Raw genomic sequence first — 25676 nt, forward strand, 5'->3', positions numbered from 1 at the left:
GCTCAATCACCACTCGACAGGCAAAAGAAAACCCCTCCTGTATCGATTGATGCGCAATCGAATGAGAAGGGGTTTGGTTGACTCAAGCGCGCTCTAAAGACCGAGGCTTTTTTTATGCCGCGCCGTCGAGGAATTGCTCGGCGTAGTGGCAAGCCACCTGGCGGTTGTCGAGCAGGCGCAGGGCCGGCTCTTCAGTGCTGCAGCGCTCGGTCGCGTACGGGCAGCGCTTGTGGAAGGCGCAGCCCGGTGGCGGGTTCAGCGGGTTGGGCAACTCGCCGACGATCTTGATTTTCGGCTTGTCCGGATCCGGGTGGATGGCTGGCGTCGCCGACAACAGTGCCTGGGTGTAGGGGTGCAGGGGACGGGAGTAGATGTCCTCCTTCGTGCCCATTTCCACCGGGCGGCCCAGGTACATCACCATCACATGGTCGGCCACGTGGCGAACCACCGCCAGGTTGTGGGAGATGAACACGTAGGCGGTGTTGAACTCTTGCTGCAGATCCATGAACAGGTTGAGCACCTGCGCCTGAATCGACACGTCCAGCGCCGAGGTCGGTTCGTCTGCCACCAGCACTTTGGGTTGCAGCATCATCGCGCGAGCCAGGGCGATCCGCTGGCGCTGACCGCCGGAAAACATGTGCGGATAGCGCTGGTAGTGCTCGGGACGCAAGCCCACCTGCTTCATCATCGCCTGGACTTTCTCGCGACGCTCCGCAGCGCTCAGATTGGTGTTGATCAGCAGCGGCTCGGCCAGTTGATCACCGACTTTCTGCCGTGGGTTCAATGAGGCGTACGGGCTCTGGAACACCATCTGCACGTCTTTGCGCAGTTGCTTGCGCTGAGCCTTGTCGGCACCGGCGACTTCCTGGCCGGCGATTTTCAGGGAACCCGAAGACGGCTCTTCGATCAGGGTCAGGGCACGGGCCAGGGTGGATTTGCCGCAACCGGATTCACCGACGACAGCGAGGGTCTTGCCGGCCTCCAGTTCGAACGACACGCCGTTGAGGGCGCGCACGGTGGCGTGACCCTTGAACAGGCCTCGGGACACCTCGTAGTGACGGGTCAGGTCGCGGGCGGTAAGAACGACGGCCATTACGCCACCTCCTGGTTCAGCGGGTAGAAGCAGCGAGCGAGGCTGTTGCTTTTCTGGTCAAGGGCCGGACGTTGTTGACGGCAGTTGTCTTTCACGTACGGGCAGCGTGGCGACAGCAGGCAACCCTGCGGACGGTCGTAGCGACCGGGAACGATGCCCGGCAGCGTCGACAGGCGCGAGGCCCCCAGGCTGTGTTCCGGAATCGCCTTGAGCAGCGCTTCGCTGTACGGGTGTGCCGGAATATCGAACAGTTGCGGCACCTGACCGACTTCGACCGCTTGGCCGGCGTACATCACGCACACGCGCTGGGCGGTTTCGGCCACGACGGCGAGGTCGTGGGTGATCAGCACCAGGCCCATGTTCTGCTCTTTCTGCAGCGCCAGCAGCAGGTCCATGATCTGCGCCTGAATCGTCACGTCGAGTGCTGTGGTCGGTTCGTCGGCGATCAGCAGTTTCGGTTCGCCGGCAATCGCCATGGCAATCGCGACACGCTGGCTCATACCGCCGGACAATTGATGCGGGTAGGCGTCCATACGACTGGCGGCACCCGGGATTTCAACTTTTTCCAGCAGTTCGATCGCCCGCTTGCGGGCCGCTTTGCCGGACATTTTCAGGTGCAGGCGCAGCACTTCCTCGATCTGGAAGCCGACGGTGTAGCTCGGGTTCAGCGCGGTCATCGGATCCTGGAAGACCATGGACAGGTCTTTGCCGACGATCTGCCGACGCTGGCGATTGTTCAGCTTGAGCATGTCCTTGCCGTCAAAGCTGAGCGAGTCGGCGGTAACGATGCCGGGGTGCTCGATCAGGCCCATCAGCGCCATCATGGTCACGGACTTGCCGGAACCGGACTCGCCAACGATGGCCAGCACTTCGCCCTTGTCCACTTTCAGGTCGAGGCCGTCGACCACTGGCGTGGCGTTCTTGTCGCCGAAGCGAACGTTGAGATTCTTGATTTCTAACAGTGACATGGGAATCTCCTCAGGCGGCGTTCTTGAGTTTCGGGTCCAGCGCGTCGCGCAGGCCGTCACCCATCAAGTTGATTGCCAGCACGCTGAGCAAAATGGTCAAACCAGGCAGGCTCACCACCCACCAGGCGCGTTCGATGTAGTCGCGGGCCGAAGCCAGCATGGTGCCCCACTCAGGGGTTGGCGGTTGTACGCCAAGGCCGAGGAAGCCCAGTGCGGCGGCATCGAGGATCGCCGAAGAGAAACTCAGGGTGGCCTGAACGATCAGCGGCGCCATGCAGTTGGGCAGCACGGTAACGAACATCAGGCGTGGCAGGCCGGCACCGGCCAGGCGCGCAGCGGTCACGTAGTCGCGGTTCAGCTCGCCCATCACCGCGGCGCGGGTCAGACGAACGTAGGACGGCAGGGACACCACGGCGATGGCGATCACGGTGTTGATCAGGCCAGGGCCGAGGATGGCGACGATCGCCACGGCCAGCAGCAGGGACGGCAGGGCCAGCATGATATCCATCAGGCGCATGATGGTCGGGCCGAGCACGCGGGGGAAGAACCCGGCGAACAGGCCCAGCAGGATCCCCGGGATCAGCGACATGACAACCGACGACAAGCCGATCAGCAGCGACAGGCGCGAGCCGGTAATCAGGCGCGACAGCAGGTCGCGACCCAGTTCATCGGTACCGAGCAGGAACTGCAGTTGCCCACCTTCCAGCCAGGCTGGCGGAGTCAACAGGAAATCGCGGTACTGCTCGCTCGGGTCGTGGGGGGCGACCCACGGGGCGAAGATGGCGCAGAAAATCACCAGCAGCATGAACATCAGGCCGGCGACGGCGCCTTTGTTCTTGGAGAACGCTTGCCAGAATTCTTTGTACGGAGACGGGTACAGCAGGCTTTGATCGACTGCTACCGATGGAATTGGAGTGGTCATGGTCATGATCTCAGCGCTGATGACGGATGCGTGGGTTGGCAAAGCCGTAGAGGATGTCCACTACGAAGTTGACCAGAATCACCAGGCAGGCGATTAACAGGATGCCGTTCTGTACGACGGGATAGTCCCGGGCGCCAATGGCTTCGATCAGCCATTTGCCGATGCCGGGCCACGAGAAGATGGTTTCGGTCAGGACCGCACCGGCCAGCAGGGTGCCGACTTGCAGGCCGACCACGGTCAGTACCGGAATCAGCGCGTTACGCAGACCGTGCACGAACACCACGCGCGACGGCGAAAGGCCCTTGGCCTTGGCGGTACGGATGTAGTCTTCACGCAGTACTTCGAGCATCGAGGAGCGGGTCATCCGCGCGATCACCGCCAGCGGGATGGTACCCAGCACAATGGCCGGCAGGATCAGGTGGTGCAGGGCGTCGAAGAAGGCGTCCGGCTCGTTGGCCAGCAGCGTATCGATCAGCATGAAGCCGGTGCGTGGCTCGATGTCGTAGAGCAGGTCGATCCTTCCGGACACCGGGGTCCAGCCCAGGCTCACCGAGAAGAACATGATCAGGATCAGGCCCCACCAGAAGATCGGCATCGAGTATCCCGCCAGGGAGATGCCCATCACTCCATGGTCGAACAGGGATCCTCGCTTGAGTGCCGCGATCACCCCGGCCAGAAGGCCCAGGATGCCGGCGAACAACAGGGCGGCCATGGACAGCTCCAGGGTCGCGGGGAACAGGGAAGTGAATTCGTTCCAGACGCTTTCACGGGTACGCAGGGACTCGCCGAGGTCGCCGTGGGCCAGTTTGCCGATGTAATCCAGGTACTGGGCGTACAGGGGTTTGTTCAGACCTAGGCGTTCCATTGCCTGAGCGTGCATTTCCGGGTCGACTCTGCGTTCACCCATCATGACTTCCACGGGGTCGCCAGGGATCATGCGAATCAACGCGAATGTCAGCAAGGTGATGCCGAAAAACGTGGGGATCAGTAACCCCAGTCGGCGGGCAATAAAACTAAACATCGTAAGGTGTACCTCATCAGCCGGTTAGGCGTGCCCGGCATCCCTGCGTCAGGAATGCCGGGAGTTTTCTTATCTACTTCACCTGGGTGGTGGCGAAGTTGTTCGTGGTGAGGGGGCTAATGTGATAGCCCTCTACGTTGTTGCGCATCGCGGTAAACATTCTAGTGTGCGCCATGCTGATCCATGGCTGGTCCTGGTTAAAAATAACCTGGGCCTGCTCGTAGAGCGCTGCACGTTCGGCCGGATCGGTTTTTTCCCGGGCCTGGTCGATCAGCGCCTGGAATTTGTCATTGCACCAGCGCGCGTAGTTTTCTCCGTTCTTGGCCGCTTCACAACTGAGCATAGGCGTAAGGAAGTTATCGGGGTCGCCGTTATCGCCCGCCCATCCGGCGGAAACCATGTCGTGCTCGCCGTTTTTGGCGCGTTTGAGCATCTCGCCCCATTCCATCACGCGGATGTCGATCTTGATCCCGACCTTGGCCAGGTCGGCTTGCATCATCTGTGCGCCGAGCATCGGGTTCGGGTTGGTCGGACCGCCACCGTTGCGGGTGAACAGGGTGAAGGTGGTGCCTTCCGGTACGCCGGCTTCCTTGAGCAAGGCGCGCGCCTTGTCCAGGTCACGGGCCGGGTTCTTCAGGTCGTGGTTGTAGCCCAGCAGGGTGTCCGGGTACGGGTTGACCCCGGCCGTTGCATTGCCCTTGCCGAACAACGCATTGACGTACGCCTCTTTGTCGAAGGCGATGTCGATGGCTTTGCGCACCCGCACATCACTCATGTACTTGTGCGTGGTGTTCATGGCGATGTAGGAAACGGTCATCGCGTTCAGTTCGTCGACCTTCAGGTTCGAGTCTTTCTTGATGCTCGGGATGTCATCCGGTTTCGGATACAGCGCAACCTGGCACTCGTTGGCCTTGAGCTTCTGCAGGCGTACGTTGTTGTCGGTGGCGATGGCCAGGATCAGCGCATCGGCTGGTGGCTTGCCACGGAAGTAATCCGGGTTGGCCTTGAAGCGAACCTGGGCGTCCTTGTTGTAGCGCTGGAAGACGAACGGGCCGGTGCCGACTGGCTTGTTGTTCAGGTCGCCGGCCTTGTTGGCCTTGAGCAACTGATCGGCGTACTCGGCGGAGTAGATCGACGAGAAGGCCATGGCGATGTCGGCCAGGAACGGCGCTTCGCGACGGGTCAGGGTGAACTTGACCGTGTTGTCGTCGACTTTCTCGACGCTTTTGAGCAGCTCCTTGAAGCCCATGCTTTCAAAGTACGGGAAGCCCACGCTCGACAGTTTGTGCCACGGATGATTCGGGTCCAGCTGGCGCTGGAAGCTCCAGACCACGTCGTCGGCATTCATGTCGCGGGTCGGCTTGAAGTATTCGGTGGTGTGGAACTTGACGCCTTTGCGCAGATGGAACGTATAGCTCAGGCCGTCTTCACTGATGTCCCAGGAGTCGGCCAGTGCCGGAATCACTTCAGTGGTGCCGGGCTTGAAGTCCGCCAGGCGATTGAAGATGGTTTCGGCCACGGCATCGGCGGTGACTGCAGTGGTGTACTGGACCATGTCGAAGCCTTCAGGGCTGGCTTCGGTGCAAACCACCAGGGGCTTGGCCGAAACGCCGACAGCGACACTGAGCAAAGCAGCCGCGATGGCCGCACGTAGGGGAAGCATTTTCATCAAGAACCCTCTGCAATCAGTTAAAGGACTAAAACCCAACGGCCGATTCGTCATTGAATCAGCCGTCAGGCGCGCGCATTACAGGATATTGAACGGAACCGTGGTCACGAGACGGAACTCGTTGATGCTGCCGTCAGCCTGGTTTTCGCTGGCACGGTGAGCGGTGTAGGTACCGCGGATCGTGGTGGCCTTGAGTGGGCCGCTCTGCACGGCGTAGGTCGCGCCGATGCCGTATTCATAGTGGTGTTCGCCATCCTGGGACTGGATGCCGTCGTAACCCTTGCCAGGCACGCCGCCGTTGCCGGTGTAGTGAGTGCCGTCGATACCCCAGCCGCGCGCCTGGTAGATGTTGAACTTCAGGCCTGGCACGCCGTATTCGGCCATGTTCAGACCGTAGGCAACCTGGAACGATTTTTCGTTCGGGCCGTTGAAGTCCGACAGCAGGGAGTTGGCCAGGTAGATACCGTTGGTTTCGTGCAGGTAGTCGAAGTACTCGTTACCGTTCACTTCCTGGTACGAGAGGGTCAGGGTGTGCGCCTGGTGGGTCAGGCCGAACGACAGGGAATAGGTGTCGTTGTCGATAGTGCCGATCAGGGCCTTACCGGTGTCCTGGGTTTTGTAGTAGTTCAGGCCGGTGGTCAGGCTCAGTACCTGGCTGTCGCCCAGTACATGGGAAGCGCCGAAGTAGTACTGGTTCCAGATGTCTTCAGCCTGGGTCGCCCAGAGGCTGGTGGTCAGGCTGGCAAATGGGGTGTAGGTCAGGCCGCCGGTGTAGACGTGATCGGTCTCGACGATGCCGTTGGCGTATTCGGTGCGGAATTTACGCTGGCTTTCTTCGGTACGCGGTGAGTTGCGGTCGAAGGTGGCCAGGTCGAAGGCCAGGTTGTTCAGCTCTTCGCTGTGGATGGCCACACCTTCGAAACTCGAAGGCAGTGCGCGGTTACCGATCACGTCGACCATCGGGCTGCTGAAGTTCATGCGGCCGGCGGTCAGGGTGGTGTTGGAGACACGGGCCTTGACGTTGGCCAGGCCCAGTTTGCTCCACTGGCCTTGAGCGTCGCCGCCTTCTTTGGTCAGGGTCCGGTTGTTGCCTGCGCTTGGACGAGTGCCCGGTGCGCCACCGTTGCCGGATGCCAGGTCTTTACGATCCTGGTCAAGTGCGATGGCGTTGTAAGCCGCCACTTCGGTGCTGAAACCGACAGTCCCTTCGGTGAAACCCGAGTTGTATTTGACGATGGTGCCCTGGACCCAGTTGATACGACGATCGGTATCGGTCAGCGTGCCGTGATCGTTGTATTTGAATTTTGCACCACGTTTCAGTTGTTCATTGGCGTACCAGTTACGCGTGGTGCCGGTGATCGACTGGCCTTCGACAAAACCGGTGGCTTCGCTTTGGGCGTTCTTCTCGTTCACGGTAACCGGGGTGAAAGCCTGGCTTTGGGTTTCTGCGTAAGCCGTGGCGGTTACGCTGCTGATGGCCAGGGCCAATAACGCGGTGCTGCTCAGTTTCATGGGTAAAGCTCCTTACTTTCTTTTTTTTATGCCGGTCTTTTTTTGTGATCCGGCTATTGGTTTAGAACTCATTCACGGCATCGCAAACGTTTGCTGTCGGCCAAATTGGCAAAAGACGGCAAAGCGTCTGCGTGAGGGCGGAAAATCCGCCCCCCGGCATTTCTGGCTAATCGGTTATTTTTCTATGCTGACACCCGAGAACACATTGCGGCCGAACGGGCTCACCTTGAACCCTTCGATTTTGGCGCTCAGCGGCTGGTTGACCGTTGAGTGGGCGACTGGCGTGATCGGCACCTGCTGCTTGAGGTACTGCTGCGCCTGTTTGTAGAGCAGGGTGCGCTGGTCACGGTCGGTGACGACCTTGGCCTGCTTGATCAGCTTGTCGTAGGCAGGATCACACCACATCGAGTAGTTGTTGCCGCCAATGGCGTCGCAGCTGTAGAGCGTGCCCAGCCAGTTGTCCGGATCCCCGTTGTCACCGGTCCAGCCGATCAGGCTGATGTCGTGCTCGCCATTTTTGGTGCGCTTGATGTACTCGCCCCACTCATAGCTGACGATCTTGACCTTGAGGCCGATCTTCGCCCAGTCAGCCTGGAGCATTTCGGCCATCAACTTGGCGTTGGGGTTATAAGGACGCTGGACCGGCATGGCCCAGAGGGTGATTTCAGTGCCTTCCTTGACGCCGGCAGCCTTGAGCAATTCCCTGGCTTTCTCCGGGTTGTAGGCGGTGTCCTTGATCGTGTCGTCGTAGGACCATTGGGTCGGCGGCATGGCGTTGACCGCCAGTTGTCCCGCGCCCTGGTAAACGGCATTGAGAATGCCCTGCTTGTTTACCGCCATGTCCAGCGCCTGACGCACTTCAAGTTGGTCGAACGGTTTGTGGCGCACGTTGTAGGCGATGTAGCCGAGGTTGAAGCCAGGCTTTTCGATCAATTGCAGGGCCGTGTCGTTCTTCAGTGCGGGCACATCGGCAGGGCGCGGATGCAGGGTGATCTGGCACTCGCCGGCCTTGAGTTTCTGCACGCGCACCGAGGCGTCGGTGTTGATGGCGAAAATCAGGTTGTCGAGCTTGACCCGGCTCGGGTCCCAGTAATGCTTGTTGCCGGTGTAACGGATGTTCGAGTCTTTCTGATAGCTCTTGAACACGAATGGCCCGGTGCCGACCGGCTTCTGGTTGATGTCGCTCGGCTTGCCTTCGGCCAACAGCTTGTCGGCGTATTCGGCCGACAGGATGGCGGCGAAGCTCATGGCGATGTTCTGGATGAACGCGGCGTCCACGCTGTTGAGCGTAAAGACCACGGTCAGTGGCCCGGTCTTTTCGACCCTGGCGATGTTCTTGTTCAGGCTCATGCCGTTGAAGTACGGAAACTCTGTCGGATAAGCCTTACGGAATGGTTGTTGCGGATCGAGCATGCGATTGAAGGTGAACAGCACGTCGTCGGCATTGAAGTCGCGGGTTGGTGTGAAGTATTTGGTGGTATGAAACTTCACCCCTTCGCGTAGGTGAAAGGTATATTTGAGGCCGTCCTCGGAGATGTCCCAGCTCGTGGCCAGGCCTGGTACGACGTTGGTCGCACCTTTTTCAAACTCTGCCAGCCGGTTGTACAGCGGTTCGGCGGCGTCGTTGTCGGTCGCGGTGGTGTACTGCGCCGTGTCGAAACCGGCGGGGCTGCCTTCGGAGCAGAATACCAGGCTGTTGTTGGCGGCCTGGCTGATGGAAGTGGCGGCCAACAGGCCGGTGCCCAGCAATGCGGATAAAACCAATGTATGGCGCATAACGCTCCCTTTTCTCTCAAAGTGTTGTCAATGAGCCGTCGTCCCGTCCGTAGACGTAGAGGCATCACTGATTTCAAGCCATGCACGCAGCATTAACCGATGACCCACGCATGCACTGGTCGGATCCCGACGGTATGAGCCACGGGTCCGGCAGTAAATGCGTAGAGTCCTAAAGACTCGTAGGAAATGGCGACGCGTCCTCCCCCGATGCTGTAGTCAGCTGCGGATTTGGATGTAGGCAAATTCCTGCTTGCTCGGTAGATAAAGCAACGGCGACGTCAGAAACGTCGCCGTTGCAAAACCTTATTTGCTGACGCTGACGCCGTAGAAGGAGTTCAAGCCAAATGGGCTGATCTTGAAGTCCTGCACGTTGGCGCGCATGGGTTGGAACACCGTCGAGTGAGCGATAGGTGTCATTGGGACTGCATCTTTGAGGACGTGTTGCGCCTGCTTGTACAGCTCGGTGCGCTTGGCCTGGTCGGAAGTGCGCTTGGCCTGCTTGACGATGTCGTCGAACTTCTTGTCGCACCACTTGGAGAAGTTGTTGCCTTCCAGCGAGTCGCAGCCGAACAGCACGTTCAGCCAGTTGTCCGGATCACCATTGTCACCGCTCCAGCCAATCAGCATCGCCTGGTTCTCGCCACCTTTGGAACGCTTGATGTACTCGCCCCACTCGTAGCTCTGGATCTTGACCTTGAGGCCGATCTTGGACCAGTCAGACTGCAGCATTTCTGCCATAAGCTTGGCGTTCGGGTTGTATGGACGCTGTACCGGCATCGCCCAGAGCACGATTTCGGTGCCATCTTTCACGCCCGCTTCCTTGAGCAGCTCTTTGGCTTTCTCAGGGTTGTACGGCGCATCCTTGATGGTGGTGTCGTAGGACCACTGAGTCGGTGGCATGGCGTTGACGGCCAGTTGGCCGGCGCCCTGGTACACGGAGTCGATGATCTGCTGCTTGTTGACCGCCATGTCCAGTGCCTGGCGAACTTTCAGCTCGGCCAGCGGGTTGGCATCGGTTTGACCCTTGACCTTGGGCATCACGTTGTAGGCGATGTAGCCCAGGTTGAAACCGGCCTGGTCAGGCAGTTTCAGGTCCTTGTCTTCTTTCAGCGCCTTCAGGTCGGCCGGACGAGGGAACAGGGTGACCTGGCACTCGTTCTTCTTCAGCTTCTGGATACGTACCGACGGGTCGGTGGTGATGGCGAAGATCAGGTTGTCGATCTTCACGTCGTCAGGCTTCCAGTAGTCCTTGTTCCCGGTGTAGCGGATGTTGGAGTCTTTCTGGTAGCTCTTGAACACGAACGGGCCAGTGCCGACCGGCTTCTGGTTGATGTCGGCGGCCTTGCCTTCCTTGAGCAGTTGGGCGGCGTACTCGGCGGACTGAATCGAGGCGAAACTCATGGCCATGTTCTGGATGAACGCGGCATCAACGTCCTTGAGGGTGAACTTGACAGTTTTGTCGTCGACTTTATCGATCTTGGTGATGTTGGTGTCCATCCCCATGTCGGTGAAGTACGGGAATTCGGTCGGGTACGCTTTGCGGAACGGGTCATCCTTGTTAATCATGCGATTAAAGGTGAACAGCACGTCGTCGGCGTTGAACTCACGAGTCGGCTTGAAGTACGGGGTAGTGTGGAACTTCACACCTTCACGCAGGTGGAAGGTGTAGGTCAGGCCGTCATCGGAGACGTCCCAGCTGGTCGCCAGACCTGGAATGACAGCGGTGCCGCCGCGCTCGAACTGGGTGAGGCGGTTGAACATGGTTTCTGCAGAGGCGTCGAAGTCGGTTCCGGTGGTGTATTGACCTGGATCGAAACCGGCCGGGCTCCCTTCGGAGCAGAACACCAGGTTAGTCGCAGCTTGAGCGAACGGTGCACTAGCCAACAGGCTGGCGCCGACTAAAAACGGAATGACCGCTTGTTTAAGCATGGTGGCCTCATGATTTGTTGTCATTTTTGGAATTAGAGGACGACCTCGTGAGTCGTGCCTGCGGATACTTATGCAGGGGCCATACCCAATGCAAGATCCAGAGTGACTACAAGCCTTAAACGGTGGCACGAACGTACCTTAATGTCGCATTTGTATAATTCCTGACGCATTTGACCGTTTGCGCGGCGTTTTTACGGTGCAAGTGACGCACTTTTACAGTGCGCGCCTGACTCGGGTTGCTCCCGCGTGGGGCGGGGGGTGTTACTTATTCATACCCCGGATTGCGGGGTGGGCATGGCGTGAATAAGAGTGGTTATTGTTGCACCGATAGTGGCCAATCGACGGCATTTCTCGGGTGGACCTATCCAGTTATAGCTCATGCCTGAAAACTGCCAAAAAAAACGGCGATCGTTTTAATGATCGCCGTTTTTGTCTACGGGCTATCGATTCAAGGCATCAGCACTTCAATCGAGCCATCGGCGGTCATGCTGACCTGGCTGGTGCCGGCTTCGACATCCGGCGTCACGGGGGCGGCGTCCATGGCGGCCGCTTTCATCATCATCGGCGCGCGCAGGTAAGGCTGTGGATAACCGCTGCTGTTGAGGTTCAGGTTGACGATTTTGTAGCCCTTGCCGCCGAGGGCATCGGTGGCCAGTTGGGCGCGGGCCTTGAAGGCGGTCACGGCGTCCTTGAGCAGGGCGTCTTCACTGGTCTTGCGGGTCGGGGTGGCAATGGCGAAGTCCATGCCACCCATTTTCAGGTCGGTGAGCAGCTCGCCAGTCAGCTTCGACAGTGCGGCGAAGTCCGAGCTTTCCAGGCGCAATTCGGCGCGCTCGCGCCAGCCGGTGATTTTCTGGCCCTTGGTGTCGTAGATCGGGTAGCTGTTGCGACTGCCCTGGCGCAGGGTGATGTCCTTGACCTGCTTGGCCTGGGCCAGCGCCTTGTTCATGGTGGTGCTGACGTCGGCGGCGAGTTTGGCCGGGTCACTGTTCTGTTCTTCGGTGTAGAGCGTCACGATCATCAGGTCGCGAGCCACTTCCTGACTGACTTCGGCGCGCAGGGAAATCTGGTTGTAATGCAGTTCGTCGGCGGCCAGGGCCGGGAGGCTGGCGACGGTGCCGAGACTCAGGGCGAGGAGGGCGGCGCTGCGGCGGAATGTGTGCATGAAGGCTCCTTGAAAGGTGCGCAGGGGTATGGTCCGGGCCTGCGTGAAACCATCAGACTCTAGCTTTTATGCTCTGGTTCGCACAGTTACAACTTCTATACAGATGCATGCGGCCTTTTGTAGGTGCGAGCTTGCTGTGGCGAGGGGGCTTGTCGGACCGCCGCACCGCCCCGTTCGGCTGCGAAGCAGTCGCAGATTGCCTCACTTGGTTCAACCGATAAAATGCGGCGGCAGGTTTTAGGACTGCTTCGCAGTCCAACGGGGGCAAGCCCCCTCGCCACAGAGTTCATTGCACGCAGTTCCACGCCAATGACTGTGGCCGTTTGCCGCACTTTTGCCTGTCAGCCCCCGCGCTTGGTTATACTCCCTGCGATCCGCCTGGAGCGCTCATCAGGAGAGCTCATGCTCGCCCCCGTTCAAATCACTTCCGCCACTCGCCAGAACCTCTGGCGGCTGACATTCATCCGCACCTTGGTGCTGGCCGCCCAGGCCGGTTCCGTGGGCCTGGCCTACTGGCTCGAATTGTTGCCTCTGCCCTGGTTTCAACTGGCGGCGACCCTCGCTTGCTCGATGCTGTTGTGCGTGTTCACAGCGATTCGCCTGCGTACCTCGTGGCCGGTGACCGAGCTCGAATACGCCGTGCAACTGGCTTGCGACCTGTTTATCCACAGCGCATTGCTGTATTTCTCCGGTGGCTCGACCAACCCCTTCGTCTCCTATTACCTGGTGCCGCTGACCATTGCCGCCGTGACGTTGCCATGGCGTTATTCGGTGATCCTCTCGGGTATCGCGCTGACGATGTACACACTGCTGCTGGCGCAGTTCTATCCGCTGCAAACCTTCCCCATCGCCCGGGAAAACCTGCAGGTGTACGGGATGTGGTTGAGTTTTGCCCTTGCGGCTGCGGTCATCACGTTTTTCGCCGCGCGCATGGCCGAAGAACTGCGTCGTCAGGAAGAGCTGCGCGCCATTCGTCGCGAAGAAGGCCTGCGCGATCAGCAACTGTTGGCCGTCGCCACCCAGGCCGCTGGTGCCGCCCATGAACTGGGCACGCCGCTTGCGACCATGAGTGTGCTACTCAAGGAAATGCGTCAGGACCACCCTGACCCGATGTTGCAGGATGACCTGAGCGTGCTGCAGGATCAGGTCAAGCTGTGTAAAGAGACCTTGCAGCATCTGGTGCGCGCCGCAGAGGCCAATCGCCGGTTGGCGGTGGAGATGCAGGACGTCACCGACTGGCTTGATGAAGCCCTCAATCGCTGGCATCTGATGCGCCCGGAAGCCAGCTATCGCTTCCAGCGCCTCGGCCAGGGCCCGGTACCCCGTATGGCGCCGCCGCCGGACTTGACCCAGGCGTTGCTGAATCTGCTGAACAATGCCGCCGATGCCTGCCCCGAAGGGCTGCAGGTGACGCTGGACTGGGATTGGGAAAACCTCACCATCAGCATCCGTGACCATGGCGCCGGTGTGCCGCTGGCCATCGCCGAGCAAATCGGCAAACCGTTTTTTACCACCAAGGGCAAAGGTTTCGGCCTGGGCCTGTTTTTGAGCAAGGCCAGCGTGACACGCGCCGGCGGCTCAGTGAAACTCTACAGTCATGAGGAAGGCGGCACACTCACCGAGCTGCGCCTTCCCCGTGTCGCCCGAGGAGACGAACATGAGTGAAGAGATCCAAGTCGAAGGCGAAGAACTGCCGCATTTGTTGCTGGTCGATGACGACGCCACATTCACCCGCGTCATGGCCCGCGCCATGGCCCGTCGCGGTTTTCGCGTCAGCACCGCCGGTTCCGCCGAAGAAGGCCTGGAACTGGCCAAGGCCGATCTGCCGGATTACGCCGCCCTGGACCTGAAAATGGACGGCGATTCGGGCCTGGTGCTGCTGCCCAAGTTGCTGGAAATGGACCCGGAAATGCGCGTGGTGATCCTCACCGGTTATTCGAGCATTGCCACCGCCGTCGAGGCGATCAAGCGCGGTGCCTGCAACTACCTGTGCAAACCGGCGGATGCCGACGACGTGCTGGCAGCGCTGCTGTCCGAACACGCCGACCTCGACAGCCTGGTGCCGGAAAACCCGATGTCGGTGGACCGCCTGCAGTGGGAGCACATCCAGCGCGTGCTGACCGAGCACGAAGGCAACATTTCCGCCACTGCCCGCGCCCTGGGCATGCACCGCCGCACCCTGCAGCGCAAACTGCAGAAGCGTCCCGTTCGCCGCTGAACCTGCGCTGAACGAATGCGGGCCGTATCTCGCGACAAACCGGACCGATCATCTATGATCGGTTCGTGCGTGTTCTTTTCTTTATCGAGCCTTATCCATGAATCAGAACGCTGAGTATTCCGCGGTCAACGACGCCGTGCGCGGGCAGTTTTTTCGCAAAGTGTGGGCAATGATCACGCCTTACTGGCGCAGTGAAGAGAAGGTCAAGGCCTGGACACTGCTGATCGCGGTGATTGCGCTGTCGCTGATCAGTGTGGGGATCTCGGTGTGGTTCAACACCTGGTACAAGGACTTCTACAACGCGCTGCAAAAGAAGGACGAGGCAGCGTTCTGGCAACTGATCCTGTATTTCTGTGCGATAGCGGCGGTGGCGATCGTTGGCGCGGTGTATCGGCTTTACCTGACGCAGATGCTGACGATCCGCTGGCGGGCGTGGCTCACCGAAAAGCATTTCAGCCGTTGGTTGGCGGACAAAAACTACTACCAGCTGGAGCAGGGCGGTTACACCGATAACCCGGACCAGCGGATTTCCGAAGACCTCAACAACTTCACCTCCAACACCCTTGAACTGGGTATCGGGCTGCTGCGCAATATCGTCAGCCTGGTGTCGTTCTCGATCATCCTGTGGGGCGTTTCGGGCAGTATCGAAGTGTTCGGCATCACCATTCCTGGCTACATGTTCTGGTGCGTGCTGGTCTACGCCGTGGTGGGCAGTTGGCTGACGCATTTGATCGGTCGTCGCCTGATCGGTCTGAACAACCAACAACAACGCTTCGAAGCCGACCTGCGTTTCTCCATGGTGCGGATTCGCGAGAATGCCGAAAGCATTGCGTTGTACAACGGCGAGCCGAACGAAAATCGTCGGTTGAGCAGTCGTTTCGGGATGGTCTGGCATAACTTCTGGGACATCATGAAAGTGTCCAAGCGCTTGACGTTTTTCACCGCCGGTTACAGCCAGGCAGCCATCATCTTCCCGTTCATCGTTGCCTCGCCGCGTTACCTCTCCGGCAAGATCGAACTGGGCGAACTGATGCAGATCAGCTCGGCGTTCGGCAATGTGCAGGAAAGCTTCAGCTGGTTCATCAGCGCCTACCAGAGCCTCGCTTCCTGGCGCGCCACCTGTGATCGTCTGCTGAGCTTCCACCAGGCCATGCGTGACAACGAAGAGCGTGCGCCAGCGATCGACGTGCAGAATTCGGGCTCCGTCCTGAAGGTGCACAACCTCGGCCTCGACCTGGCGGACGGTCGTCACCTGCTGACCAACGCCGACATGACTGTGGAGAAGGGCGAGCGTGTGATGCTCAGCGGTCGCTCCGGCAGCGGCAAGTCGACACTGCTGCGGGCAATGGGGCATCTGTGGCCGGCCGGCCATGGCAGTATTCGCCTGCCATCGGCGCGTTACCTGTTCCTGCCGCAAAAACCGTATCTGCCGATTGGTACCCTGTGTGATGTCCTCAGTTATCCACAGCCCGGCGATACCTATCCGAACGAGCGCTACGTGCAGGTGCTGGAAACCTGTCGTTTGCCGCACCTGATTGCCCGTCTCGACGAAGCCAACCACTGGCAGCGCATGTTATCGCCGGGTGAGCAGCAGCGCCTGGCCTTTGCCCGTGCGCTGCTTTATGCACCGCAATGGCTGTACATGGACGAAGCGACCTCGGCGATGGACGAAGAGGACGAGGCCACGCTGTACCAGGCGCTGATCGATGAATTGCCGGGGCTGAGCATTGTCAGCGTCGGCCATCGCAGCAGCCTCAAGCGCTTCCATCCGCGGCACGTTCGTATCGAGAATGGCCATCTGGTGGACCAGGCCGTGATCGCATAAATACCCAGATTCCTTGTAGGAGCGAGCTTGCTCGCGATGGACTTGAAAGCGCCGCGTTTATTCAGAAAGCGCGCGTTATCGTTAGCCTCCATCGCGAGCAAGCTCGCTCCTACATGGGGCGGTGGTGATCGTACAACCGCGTTGCGCTATGATGCGCTTTCAGCCGCCGAACTTTTCGAGACCGATGTTCACCATGGAAAACCCGATCGACACACCACGCCTCCCACGCAAGCGCCGCAGCCTCGCTCAGGAACTGGTGACGGTGCTGTCCGAGCAGATCCGCGACGGTCATCTCAAGCGTGGCGACAAGTTGCCCACCGAGTCGGCCATCATGGATGCCCATGGTGTCAGCCGCACGGTAGTGCGCGAAGCGATATCCCGTCTGCAGGCGGCCGGCCAGGTGGAAACCCGCCATGGCATCGGCACCTTCGTGCTCGACACGCCGAGCCCGAGTGGCTTTCGTATCGACCCGGCGACCGTGGTGACCTTGCGCGATGTGCTGGCGATCCTGGAGTTGCGCATCAGCCTGGAAGTGGAGTCCGCCGGCCTGGCGGCGCAACGTCGCAGTCCTGAACAACTGGCCAACATGCGCGCCGCCCTCGATGCGTTGAATGAAAGCGCCGCCCACGCCAGTGACGCCGTGGCTTCGGACTTCGCCTTTCACCTCGAAATAGCGCTGTCCACCGGCAACCGTTATTTCACCGACATCATGACCCACCTGGGCACCAGCATTATCCCGCGCACACGGTTGAATTCCGCGCGCCTGGCCCATGACGACCAGCAGCACTACATGGGGCGTCTGAGCCGTGAGCACGAGGAAATCTACGACGCCATTGCCCGTCAGGATTCCGATGCGGCCCGGGCCGCCATGCGTCTGCACCTGACCAACAGTCGTGAGCGGTTGCGCCATGCCCATGAAGAGGCTGAGGCGCAGCGGGGTTAGTCTTACTGCTTCGGGCGACTCATCGTCCGGTAAGCCGTCATCGCGAGCAGGCTCGCTCCCACAGTTGATTGCGGATGCTCACAGATTTTTGTGTGCGCAGGCGATCCCCTGTGGGAGCGAGCCTGCTCGCGATTGGGCCGCAAACACGCCGCATTCCTCAGTCAGTTTCTGATTGATCTTCCGACAACGTATCTCCTCTGCTGTGAATCGGTCGCGCATTCCATTTCTTCTCTCGATGCTGAAAGGCCCATAAACGTTGAGTCATTACCCTTCTTGTCGAACAATTTCCACCTCCAGCGATGAAATGCAGTTGACGGTTGTATTTTAAGTTGTACGATGACCTACAACTTCGGCGCAGGCTGAACGGTTTTCTCACACAACGTCGCTATCCAGGGTGTTCGAATAATGAATCCACAAGAACTGAAGTCCATCCTCTCTTCCGGTCTGCTGTCTTTCCCGGTCACCGATTTCAATGCTCAGGGCGACTTCAATCGCGCGGGTTATATCAAGCGTCTCGAATGGCTGGCCCCATACGGCGCCTCGGCGCTGTTCGCCGCGGGCGGCACCGGTGAGTTCTTCTCTCTGGCGGCCAGCGAATATTCGGAAATCATCAAGACGGCGGTCGACACTTGCGCCACCAGCGTGCCAATCCTGGCAGGCGTGGGCGGTTCGACCCGTCAGGCCATTGAATACGCACAGGAAGCCGAGCGCCTGGGCGCCAAGGGCCTGTTGCTGCTGCCGCACTACCTGACTGAAGCTAGCCAGGACGGCGTTGCCGCCCACGTTGAAGCCGTGTGCAAATCGGTCAACATCGGCGTGGTGGTCTACAACCGTAACGTCTGCCGCCTGACCGCGCCGCTGCTGGAACGCCTGGCCGAGCGCTGCCCGAACCTGATCGGCTACAAGGATGGCCTGGGTGACATCGAGTTGATGGTGTCGATCCGTCGCCGCCTCGGTGATCGCTTCAGCTACCTGGGTGGCTTGCCGACCGCCGAAGTCTACGCCGCGGCCTACAAGGCACTGGGCGTACCGGTCTACTCCTCGGCGGTGTTCAACTTCATCCCGAAAACCGCGATGGATTTCTACCACGCGATCGCTCGCGAAGATCACGCCACCGTCGGCAAGATCATCGACGACTTCTTCCTGCCGTACCTGGACATCCGTAACCGCAAGGCCGGTTATGCCGTGAGCATCGTCAAGGCCGGGGCAAAAATTGCCGGCTACGACGCGGGTCCTGTTCGTGCACCGCTGACCGATCTGACCGGCGAAGAGTATGAAATGCTCGCCGCGCTGATCGACAAGCAGGGTGCGCAGTAACACATCCGATTAAGTAAGGCCGCTGAGCAATCAGCGGCTTTTTGCGTGAGGAGATCTTAAAGTGGCAGATGCAAAGCGTTTCGATAACTACATCAACGGCGAGTGGGTTTCCGGCGGCGATTACTCGACCAACATCAACCCGTCCGAACTGACCGATGCCATCGGCGATTACGCCAAGGCTGACCTGGCCCAGGTCAACGCAGCCATCGATGCCGCCCGTGCCGCGTTCCCGGCATGGTCCACTTCCGGCATCCAGGCGCGCCACGATTCCCTGGATAAAGTCGGCACTGAAATCCTCGCCCGTCGCGAAGAACTCGGCACCCTGCTGGCCCGGGAAGAGGGCAAGACCCTGCCCGAAGCCATCGGCGAAGTGACCCGCGCCGGCAACATCTTCAAGTTCTTCGCCGGTGAATGCCTGCGTCTGTCCGGCGACTACCTGCCGTCGGTACGTCCGGGCGTCAACGTTGAAGTCACTCGCGAAGCCTTGGGCGTGGTCGGTCTGATCACCCCGTGGAACTTCCCGATCGCGATCCCTTCGTGGAAAATCGCCCCGGCCCTGGCCTACGGCAACTGCGTCGTGCTCAAACCCGCGGATTTGGTACCGGGTTGCGCCTGGGCCCTGGCGGAAATCATCTCCCGCGCCGGTTTCCCGGCCGGCGTGTTCAACCTGGTGATGGGCAGCGGTCGCGTAGTCGGCGAAGCGCTGGTCAACAGCCCGAAAGTCGATGGCATCAGCTTCACCGGTTCGGTGGGCGTGGGTCGTCAGATCGCTGTGAATTGCGTGTCGCGTCAGGCCAAGGTCCAGCTGGAAATGGGCGGCAAGAACCCGCAGATCATTCTCGACGATGCCGACCTCAAGCAAGCGGTCGAGCTCTCGGTGCAGAGCGCGTTCTACTCCACCGGCCAGCGTTGCACGGCTTCGAGTCGCTTTATCGTCACTGCTGGCATCCACGACAAGTTCGTCGAAGCCATGGCCGAGCGCATGAAGTCGATCAAGGTCGGCCATGCGTTGAAGGCTGGCACCGATATCGGACCGGTGGTCTCGCAAGCGCAACTTGAACAGGACATGAAGTACATCGACATCGGCCAGTCCGAAGGTGCACGACTGGTCAGCGGCGGTGGTCTGGTGACCTGCGACACCGAGGGCTACTTCCTCGCGCCGACCCTGTTTGCCGATAGCGAAGCGTCGATGCGCATCAGCCGCGAAGAGATCTTCGGCCCGGTGGCCAACATCGTCCGCGTCGCCGATTACGAAGCCGCGCTGGCCATGGCCAACGACACCGAGTTCGGGCTGTCGGCGGGCATTGCCACCACCTCGCTGAAGTACGCCAACCACTTCAAGCGCCACTCCCAGGCCGGGATGGTGATGGTCAACCTGCCGACCGCCGGTGTGGATTACCACGTTCCGTTCGGTGGGCGTAAAGGTTCATCCTATGGATCACGTGAGCAAGGTCGCTATGCGCAAGAGTTCTACACGGTCGTGAAAACCAGCTACATCGGTTCGTAAACGCAACACCCCAGTTGTAGGAGCGAGCTTGCTCGCGATGGTCGTGAGGTCGCGGCGGTAAACCTGATGCCCCGCGTCATCGTTGACCACCATCGCGAGCAGAGCTCGCTCCTACAGGGGAAACAAAGATTCACCCGCGCATAAAAATAATCAGTGGGAGTACATCTACATGCAATCGACCAAGCCGACTCACGTCCGCTATCTGATCCTGCTCATGCTGTTTCTGGTGACCACGATCAACTACGCCGACCGGGCTACCATCGCAATCGCCGGCTCCAGCCTGCAGAAAGACCTGGGCATCGACGCCGTTACCCTCGGCTACATCTTCTCCGCATTCGGTTGGGCCTACGTGGCCGGGCAAATCCCCGGCGGCTGGCTGCTGGACCGTTTCGGTTCGAAAAAAATCTACGCGTTGAGCATCTTCACCTGGTCGCTGTTCACCGTCCTGCAGGGTTATGTCGGCGAGTTCGGCATGTCCACAGCCGTGGTTGCGCTGTTCATGCTGCGCTTTCTGGTCGGCCTGGCCGAAGCGCCATCCTTCCCCGGCAACGCGCGCATCGTCGCAGCCTGGTTTCCGACCGCTGAACGCGGCACCGCTTCGGCGATCTTCAACTCGGCGCAATACTTTGCCACCGTGTTGTTCGCTCCACTGATGGGCTGGATTGTCTACGCCTTTGGCTGGCAGCATGTGTTCATCGTCATGGGCGTGATCGGCATCATCTTCTCCGGGATCTGGCTGAAGGTGATCTACAGCCCGCGCCAGCATCCGATGATCAACGATGCCGAGTTCAAGCACATCGCCGACAACGGCGGCATGGTCGACATGGACCAGGACAAAGGCAAAGGCAAAGGCAACAAGACCGACGGTCCGAAGTGGGACTACATCCGCCAACTGCTGACCAACCGCATGATGCTCGGCGTGTACCTGGGCCAGTACTGCATCAATGGCATCACTTACTTCTTCCTGACCTGGTTCCCGGTGTACCTGGTGCAGGAGCGCGGCATGACCATCCTCAAGGCCGGTTTCATCGCGTCCTTGCCGGCGATCTGTGGCTTCATCGGTGGTGTGCTCGGCGGGGTGATTTCCGATTACCTGTTGCGCAAAGGCCATTCCCTGACCTTCGCCCGCAAGGCGCCGATCATTGCGGGCCTGCTGGTTTCCAGCAGCATCGTGGCGTGCAACTACGTGGACGTAGAGTGGATGGTCGTCGGCTTCATGGCCCTGGCGTTCTTCGGCAAAGGCGTTGGTGCACTGGGCTGGGCCGTGGTGTCCGATACTTCGCCCAAGCAGATCGCCGGTCTGAGCGGTGGCCTGTTCAATACCTTCGGCAACCTGGCTTCGATCACTACCCCAATCGTCATCGGCTACATCATCAGCTCCACCGGTTCGTTCAAGTGGGCGCTGGTGTTCGTCGGTTGCAACGCGCTGGTCGCGGTGTTCAGCTACCTGGTGATCGTGGGTCCCATCAAGCGTGTGGTGCTCAAAGAGCCTCCCGCGAATGGTACTGAAGCCCCTGGCAAATTGTCTCAAGCGCATTCCTGAGGAGCGGCGTCATGCAGTTGATTGAACATTCCGACTCGCCGCGCTACATCCGCCTGCACGAGCGGGATAACGTAGTGATCGTGGTCAACGATCAGGGCGTACCGGCCGGTACCGAATTTGCGGACGGCCTGGTGACCGTGGACTTCGTGCCACAGAGCCACAAGGTCACCCTGGAAGACATTCCCGAGGGTGGCCAGGTGATTCGCTACGGCCAGGTCATTGGCTACGCCTTGCAGCCGATTCCCCGCGGCAGCTGGGTCAAGGAAGATCAATTGCGCATGCCGACCGCGCCACCGCTGGACAGCCTGCCGCTGTCCACCGACGTGCCCGCCGCGCAAGTGCCGCTGGAAGGCTTCACCTTCGAGGGATATCGCAACGCTGACGGCACCGTCGGCACGCGCAACATCCTCGGCATCACCACCACCGTGCAATGTGTGACAGGGGTGCTGGATCATGCGGTCAAGCGCATCAAGGCCGAGTTGCTGCCCAAGTATCCGCACGTCGATGACGTGGTGGCCCTGACCCACAGCTACGGCTGTGGCGTGGCGATCACCGCCACCGACGCGTACATCCCGATTCGCACGGTGCGCAACCTGGCGCGCAACCCGAACCTGGGCGGCGAAGCGCTGGTGATCAGCCTGGGCTGCGAGAAATTGCAGGCCGGGCAGGTGATGCACGAGAACGACAGTTCGGTGGATTTGAGCGAGCCATGGCTGTACCGCTTGCAGGACTCCAGCCACGGCTTCACCGAGATGATCGAGCAGATCATGGAACTGGCCGAAATCCGTTTGAAGAAGCTCGATCAACGTCGCCGGGAAACCGTGCCGGCGTCCGAGCTGATTCTCGGCATGCAGTGTGGCGGCAGTGATGCGTTCTCCGGCATCACCGCCAACCCGGCGCTGGGTTACGCATCGGATCTGTTGCTGCGTGCGGGTGCGACGGTGATGTTCTCCGAAGTCACCGAAGTGCGCGACGCGATCTACCTGCTGACGTCCCGCGCGCAGACCAAGGAAGTCGCTCAGGAGCTGGTGCGGGAAATGGACTGGTACGACCGTTACCTGGCCAAGGGTGAAGCGGATCGCAGCGCCAACACCACGCCGGGGAACAAGAAGGGCGGGCTGTCGAACATTGTCGAGAAGTCCCTTGGTTCGATCGTCAAATCCGGCAGCAGCGCGATCACCGGCGTGCTCGGCCCTGGCGAGCGCTTCAAGGAAAAAGGCTTGATCTTCTGCGCGACGCCGGCCAGCGACTTTGTCTGCGGGACGTTGCAGTTGGCGGCGGGGATGAACCTGCACGTGTTCACCACCGGTCGCGGTACGCCTTATGGGCTGGCCATGGCACCGGTGGTCAAGGTCTCGACCCGGACTGAATTGGCGCAGCGCTGGCCGGACCTGATCGACATCGACGCCGGGCGCATTGCCACCGGCCGCGCTTCCATTGAAGAGCTGGGCTGGGAGCTGTTCCACTACTATCTGGACGTGGCCAGCGGCAAGAAGCAGACGTGGGCGGAGCAGCACAAGCTGCATAACGACATCACCCTGTTCAACCCGGCGCCGATCACGTAAGACCGCGTTATCGTTCTTCGCGAGCAAGCCCGCTCCCACAAGGATTGCGCTGAACCTGTGGGAGCGGGCTTGCTCGCGAAGGCGGTCGACCAGACACCGAAGGACTTGGTGGCTTATCATTAGCCCCCTAACGACGCCCACCCCAAGGTCCTCTCCGGCATGCTGGCAATTTTCCTCGAAACCCTGAACATCACCGCGCCGGTATTTGCCATGCTGTTTCTGGGTGTGCTGCTCAAGCGCATCGACTGGATCAACGACAATTTCATCCACACGGCGTCGGCCCTGGTGTTCAACGTCACCATGCCGGCGCTGCTGTTTCTGGGCATTCTGCATGCCGACCTGCACGCGGCGTTGCAGCCGGCGCTGCTGATCTATTTCTCCCTCGCGACCCTGGTGGGCTTTGCCATCGCCTGGGGTTGGGCGATCTGGAAGTGTCCGCGGGAAGATCGGGGGATCTACACCCAGGGCGCCTTTCGCGGTAACAACGGGGTGATCGGCCTGGCGCTGGCGGCCAGCATGTACGGCGACTACGGGATTTCCCTCGGGGCGATCCTCGCGGCGCTGGTGATCCTGTTTTACAACACGCTGTCGACCATCGTCCTGGCGGTGTACAGCCCGGTGATCAAGTCCGATCCGTGGAGCATCTGCAAAAGCGTGTTGAGCAATCCGCTGATACTCAGCGTGATGGCGGCGGCGCCTTTCGCCTATTTCAAGATCGGCTTGCCAGGCTGGCTGGAGACCTCCGGCCAGTACCTGGCGCAAACCACCTTGCCACTGGCGCTGATCTGCATCGGCGGCACCCTGTCCATGGCGGCGCTGCGCAAAAGCGGCAACATGGCGTTGAGTTCAAGCCTGGTGAAAATGATCGGCTTGCCGGTGCTGGCGACGCTGGGCGCGTGGTTGTGGGGTTTTCGCGGCGCGGAACTGGGGATTCTGTTTCTGTACTTCGGCAGCCCGACCGCCGCTGCCAGTTTTGTGATGGCGCGGGCGGCCGAGGGCAATCATGAACTGGCGGCGGCGATTATCGTGATCACCACGCTGATGGCGGCGGTCACCACCAACGTCGGGATCTTTTTGTTGCAGTGGGGTGGGTGGATCTAGCGCTGAGCTGCTTCAGCAATGGTTCTGCACGCAGGTTCGATGACTGGAGGTGCCTGGATGGGATAGTCCGTGGGTATCACCTGCACGGGTGTGGTCGAGACGAAGCCGTCGGCAAAGGTTGCTTCGATAAACGTCGCTTTCCACCCTGTTTCCGGTTTGTCGATGAATACTTGCGTATTGAGCAGAGCCGTCAGTCTGACGTCCTCGGGTTCGTAACGGACGCCGCAGGGATATCGAAAGTCCCGGGCAATCGGGTTTACCGCGGTCCATTGAACCACCCGCACCGGTGACTCAGAAAAGTGCAGCCCAAGTGATTGTGGTGCCAGTTCCGGACCCGGCCGCACTGAAATGGTCGGCAGAGGCTTGTCTTGTTGCCAGCGATTGATGACCGGTATCAGCGAGTTCTCGACGAACCGGTTGATGCCGTAGTGGCTTGCATTGGGAGCGACTCGCAGGGCTTTCGGGCCTGGTAGCTGATCGAAGAAAAACTGCGAATTATCTGGCAGGAAGAAATCGTCGCTGCTGGCGTTGACGATGTATTTCGGTATCGCCAAACGTTCGGCATAGCCCGTATTCAGGTATTTCAGCGGATCTTCGATTTTCATCAAACGGGCGAAGTTTTCAGTCTTGATCTGTTGAGTGATGCCCTCGTGATGGTAGTCAAAGAACGCCAGTGGCCAGTTCTTGCCGTAGCTTTGATAGGTGTGTTCAAGCACGTTATCCATGCCCAGCACATCGATGACAAATGGCACGATGGCTGTGATCCGGTTATCGGCGATGGCTGCCAGCCAGGTGGTCCAGCCACGTTTTGATGCGCCGCTGGCGATGAAACGCTCTATCCCCCAAGGTTGCAGTTCCCTTTGCGCGAGGTCCATGGCCTTGACCATCGACACCACCATCGGTAGTCGCACCGACATGTACGGACGCTGGTGCGGATCTTCGAGAAAGAGTTTCCAGCTGTGGGCGACGCTGGCATCTTCCGTGCGCGCGATGCCGTCATCGGCATAGGTCAGGTACTGGTTCGGGATGTTGCTGACTGAAATGACAATAGTGCGTGTTCTACGCGCCACTTCAAGGGCCATGGCTTCGGTAAAGTCCGTCGGTTCGTCGGCGTTGTCTGGCCCGGCATTGGGGGTTCCGTTGTTGGCCACCAGCAGCGACTGGCCGTGCAGGGCATTGTCCGGAATATAGATGTCCACAGTGTGTTTCCACTGGATGGGGCTAACCAGTTCTTGTGGTGACCATTGCTGGGAAGACAGCTCGAAACTGCGCTTCTCCACACCAGGAAATGGCGTGTTGCCCTTGACGGAGTAAACCAGTGGATTGGCGTCTTCGGCTTTCTTGTAGCAAACCAGTACTTCGCTGAAGTCCTGGTTGCTGGCGTCGAAACACGCTTGGGGTGAGGCGTGTATCGAACTGCTGACGAGCAGGCTGGATAACATCAATTTTGACAATGCGAACCTGGCGTTCAATCCCATGGGAACCTTCCTTGTGTTACGGGGAAAGGTTCTGATCCTGAGTACAGCGACGCTGCACCGACTGTTCCCCGTCGGGTTTTTTGTCGGCGCAGTGTGTCGAAAAGAGGCGTGCGGGAACAGGTTT

19 protein-coding genes are annotated in these 25676 nt (G+C 59.8%); 9 read left to right on the top strand and 10 right to left on the bottom strand.

What is annotated here, in order from left to right; all coding sequences use genetic code 11:
• Positions 1 to 112: 112 nt before the first annotated feature.
• From Q8X48_RS15270 to Q8X48_RS15310, 9 genes are all read right to left on the bottom strand, one after another.
• A complete protein-coding gene (locus Q8X48_RS15270; RefSeq protein ID WP_015093469.1) occupies positions 113 to 1093 on the bottom strand; it encodes a peptide ABC transporter ATP-binding protein in 981 nt (326 codons plus the stop codon).
• Positions 1093 to 2061, bottom strand: a complete 969-nt coding sequence (locus tag Q8X48_RS15275) for an ABC transporter ATP-binding protein (protein WP_007973051.1) — start codon at positions 2059 to 2061, stop codon at positions 1093 to 1095. The genes Q8X48_RS15270 and Q8X48_RS15275 overlap by 1 nt, the downstream gene beginning before the upstream one ends.
• A 10-nt stretch (positions 2062 to 2071) precedes the next feature.
• A complete protein-coding gene (locus Q8X48_RS15280; RefSeq protein WP_095965919.1) occupies positions 2072 to 2983 on the bottom strand; it encodes an ABC transporter permease subunit in 912 nt (303 codons plus the stop codon).
• 10 nt (positions 2984 to 2993) lie between these two features.
• Positions 2994 to 4004: an ABC transporter permease subunit gene (locus Q8X48_RS15285; protein ID WP_015093471.1), complete on the bottom strand. Its 1011-nt coding sequence runs from the start codon at positions 4002 to 4004 to the stop codon at positions 2994 to 2996.
• A gap of 73 nt (positions 4005 to 4077) precedes the next feature.
• Positions 4078 to 5673 (bottom strand): ABC transporter substrate-binding protein, encoded by a 1596-nt coding sequence (locus tag Q8X48_RS15290; protein WP_217837185.1) that lies wholly within the window; start codon positions 5671 to 5673, stop codon positions 4078 to 4080.
• Between the two features lie 78 nt (positions 5674 to 5751).
• The gene (locus Q8X48_RS15295; protein WP_126049241.1) at positions 5752 to 7185 is read right to left on the bottom strand and encodes an OprD family porin; all 1434 of its coding nucleotides are present in this window, start codon (positions 7183 to 7185) and stop codon (positions 5752 to 5754) included.
• A 174-nt stretch (positions 7186 to 7359) separates the two neighbouring features.
• Entirely contained in the window at positions 7360 to 8961 is a 1602-nt protein-coding gene (locus tag Q8X48_RS15300) for an ABC transporter substrate-binding protein (protein ID WP_407800852.1), read from the bottom strand.
• Between the two features lie 303 nt (positions 8962 to 9264).
• Positions 9265 to 10890, bottom strand: a complete 1626-nt coding sequence (locus Q8X48_RS15305; protein ID WP_007973045.1) for an ABC transporter substrate-binding protein — start codon at positions 10888 to 10890, stop codon at positions 9265 to 9267.
• Positions 10891 to 11338: 448 nt separating this feature from the next.
• The gene (locus Q8X48_RS15310; protein ID WP_015093475.1) at positions 11339 to 12055 is read right to left on the bottom strand and encodes an SIMPL domain-containing protein; all 717 of its coding nucleotides are present in this window, start codon (positions 12053 to 12055) and stop codon (positions 11339 to 11341) included.
• Between the two features lie 402 nt (positions 12056 to 12457).
• On the opposite strand from Q8X48_RS15310, the gene Q8X48_RS15315 reads away from it, so the two are divergent.
• From Q8X48_RS15315 to Q8X48_RS15355, 9 genes are all read left to right on the top strand, one after another.
• A complete protein-coding gene (locus Q8X48_RS15315) occupies positions 12458 to 13720 on the top strand; it encodes an ATP-binding protein (protein ID WP_102698840.1) in 1263 nt (420 codons plus the stop codon).
• Complete coding sequence (locus Q8X48_RS15320) at positions 13713 to 14273, top strand: response regulator transcription factor (RefSeq protein WP_007973041.1); 561 nt, start codon at positions 13713 to 13715, stop codon at positions 14271 to 14273. Before Q8X48_RS15315 ends, Q8X48_RS15320 begins: the two co-directional genes overlap by 8 nt.
• A gap of 97 nt (positions 14274 to 14370) precedes the next feature.
• The gene (locus Q8X48_RS15325; RefSeq protein ID WP_407800853.1) at positions 14371 to 16098 is read left to right on the top strand and encodes an ABC transporter ATP-binding protein/permease; all 1728 of its coding nucleotides are present in this window, start codon (positions 14371 to 14373) and stop codon (positions 16096 to 16098) included.
• 193 nt (positions 16099 to 16291) lie between these two features.
• Positions 16292 to 17041, top strand: coding sequence for a FadR/GntR family transcriptional regulator (locus tag Q8X48_RS15330; protein WP_015093478.1), 750 nt, complete (start codon positions 16292 to 16294; stop codon positions 17039 to 17041).
• Positions 17042 to 17446: 405 nt separating this feature from the next.
• Positions 17447 to 18358 (top strand): 5-dehydro-4-deoxyglucarate dehydratase, encoded by a 912-nt coding sequence (gene kdgD, locus Q8X48_RS15335; protein WP_007976489.1) that lies wholly within the window; start codon positions 17447 to 17449, stop codon positions 18356 to 18358.
• A 61-nt stretch (positions 18359 to 18419) separates the two neighbouring features.
• Complete coding sequence (locus tag Q8X48_RS15340) at positions 18420 to 19865, top strand: aldehyde dehydrogenase family protein (RefSeq protein ID WP_102702310.1); 1446 nt, start codon at positions 18420 to 18422, stop codon at positions 19863 to 19865.
• A 169-nt stretch (positions 19866 to 20034) separates the two neighbouring features.
• Positions 20035 to 21408 (top strand): MFS transporter, encoded by a 1374-nt coding sequence (locus Q8X48_RS15345; protein ID WP_407800854.1) that lies wholly within the window; start codon positions 20035 to 20037, stop codon positions 21406 to 21408.
• Between the two features lie 11 nt (positions 21409 to 21419).
• A complete protein-coding gene (garD, locus tag Q8X48_RS15350) occupies positions 21420 to 22973 on the top strand; it encodes a galactarate dehydratase (RefSeq protein ID WP_407800855.1) in 1554 nt (517 codons plus the stop codon).
• 159 nt (positions 22974 to 23132) lie between these two features.
• On the top strand, positions 23133 to 24074 hold the full coding sequence (locus Q8X48_RS15355) for an AEC family transporter (protein ID WP_095965910.1): 942 nt from the start codon (positions 23133 to 23135) through the stop codon (positions 24072 to 24074).
• On the opposite strand, the gene Q8X48_RS15360 is transcribed toward Q8X48_RS15355, so the two are convergent.
• Positions 24071 to 25552 carry a PhoPQ-activated pathogenicity-related family protein gene (locus tag Q8X48_RS15360; RefSeq protein WP_407800856.1) on the bottom strand — a complete coding sequence of 494 codons (1482 nt, stop codon included), beginning with the start codon at positions 25550 to 25552 and terminating at the stop codon, positions 24071 to 24073. The genes Q8X48_RS15355 and Q8X48_RS15360 overlap by 4 nt on opposite strands.
• Between the last annotated feature and the right edge of the window lie 124 nt (positions 25553 to 25676).

Origin of the sequence: Pseudomonas sp. QLc11A (genome assembly GCF_052112305.1) — a bacterium.
GTDB classification, from domain to species: domain Bacteria; phylum Pseudomonadota; class Gammaproteobacteria; order Pseudomonadales; family Pseudomonadaceae; genus Aquipseudomonas; species Aquipseudomonas laurylsulfatiphila.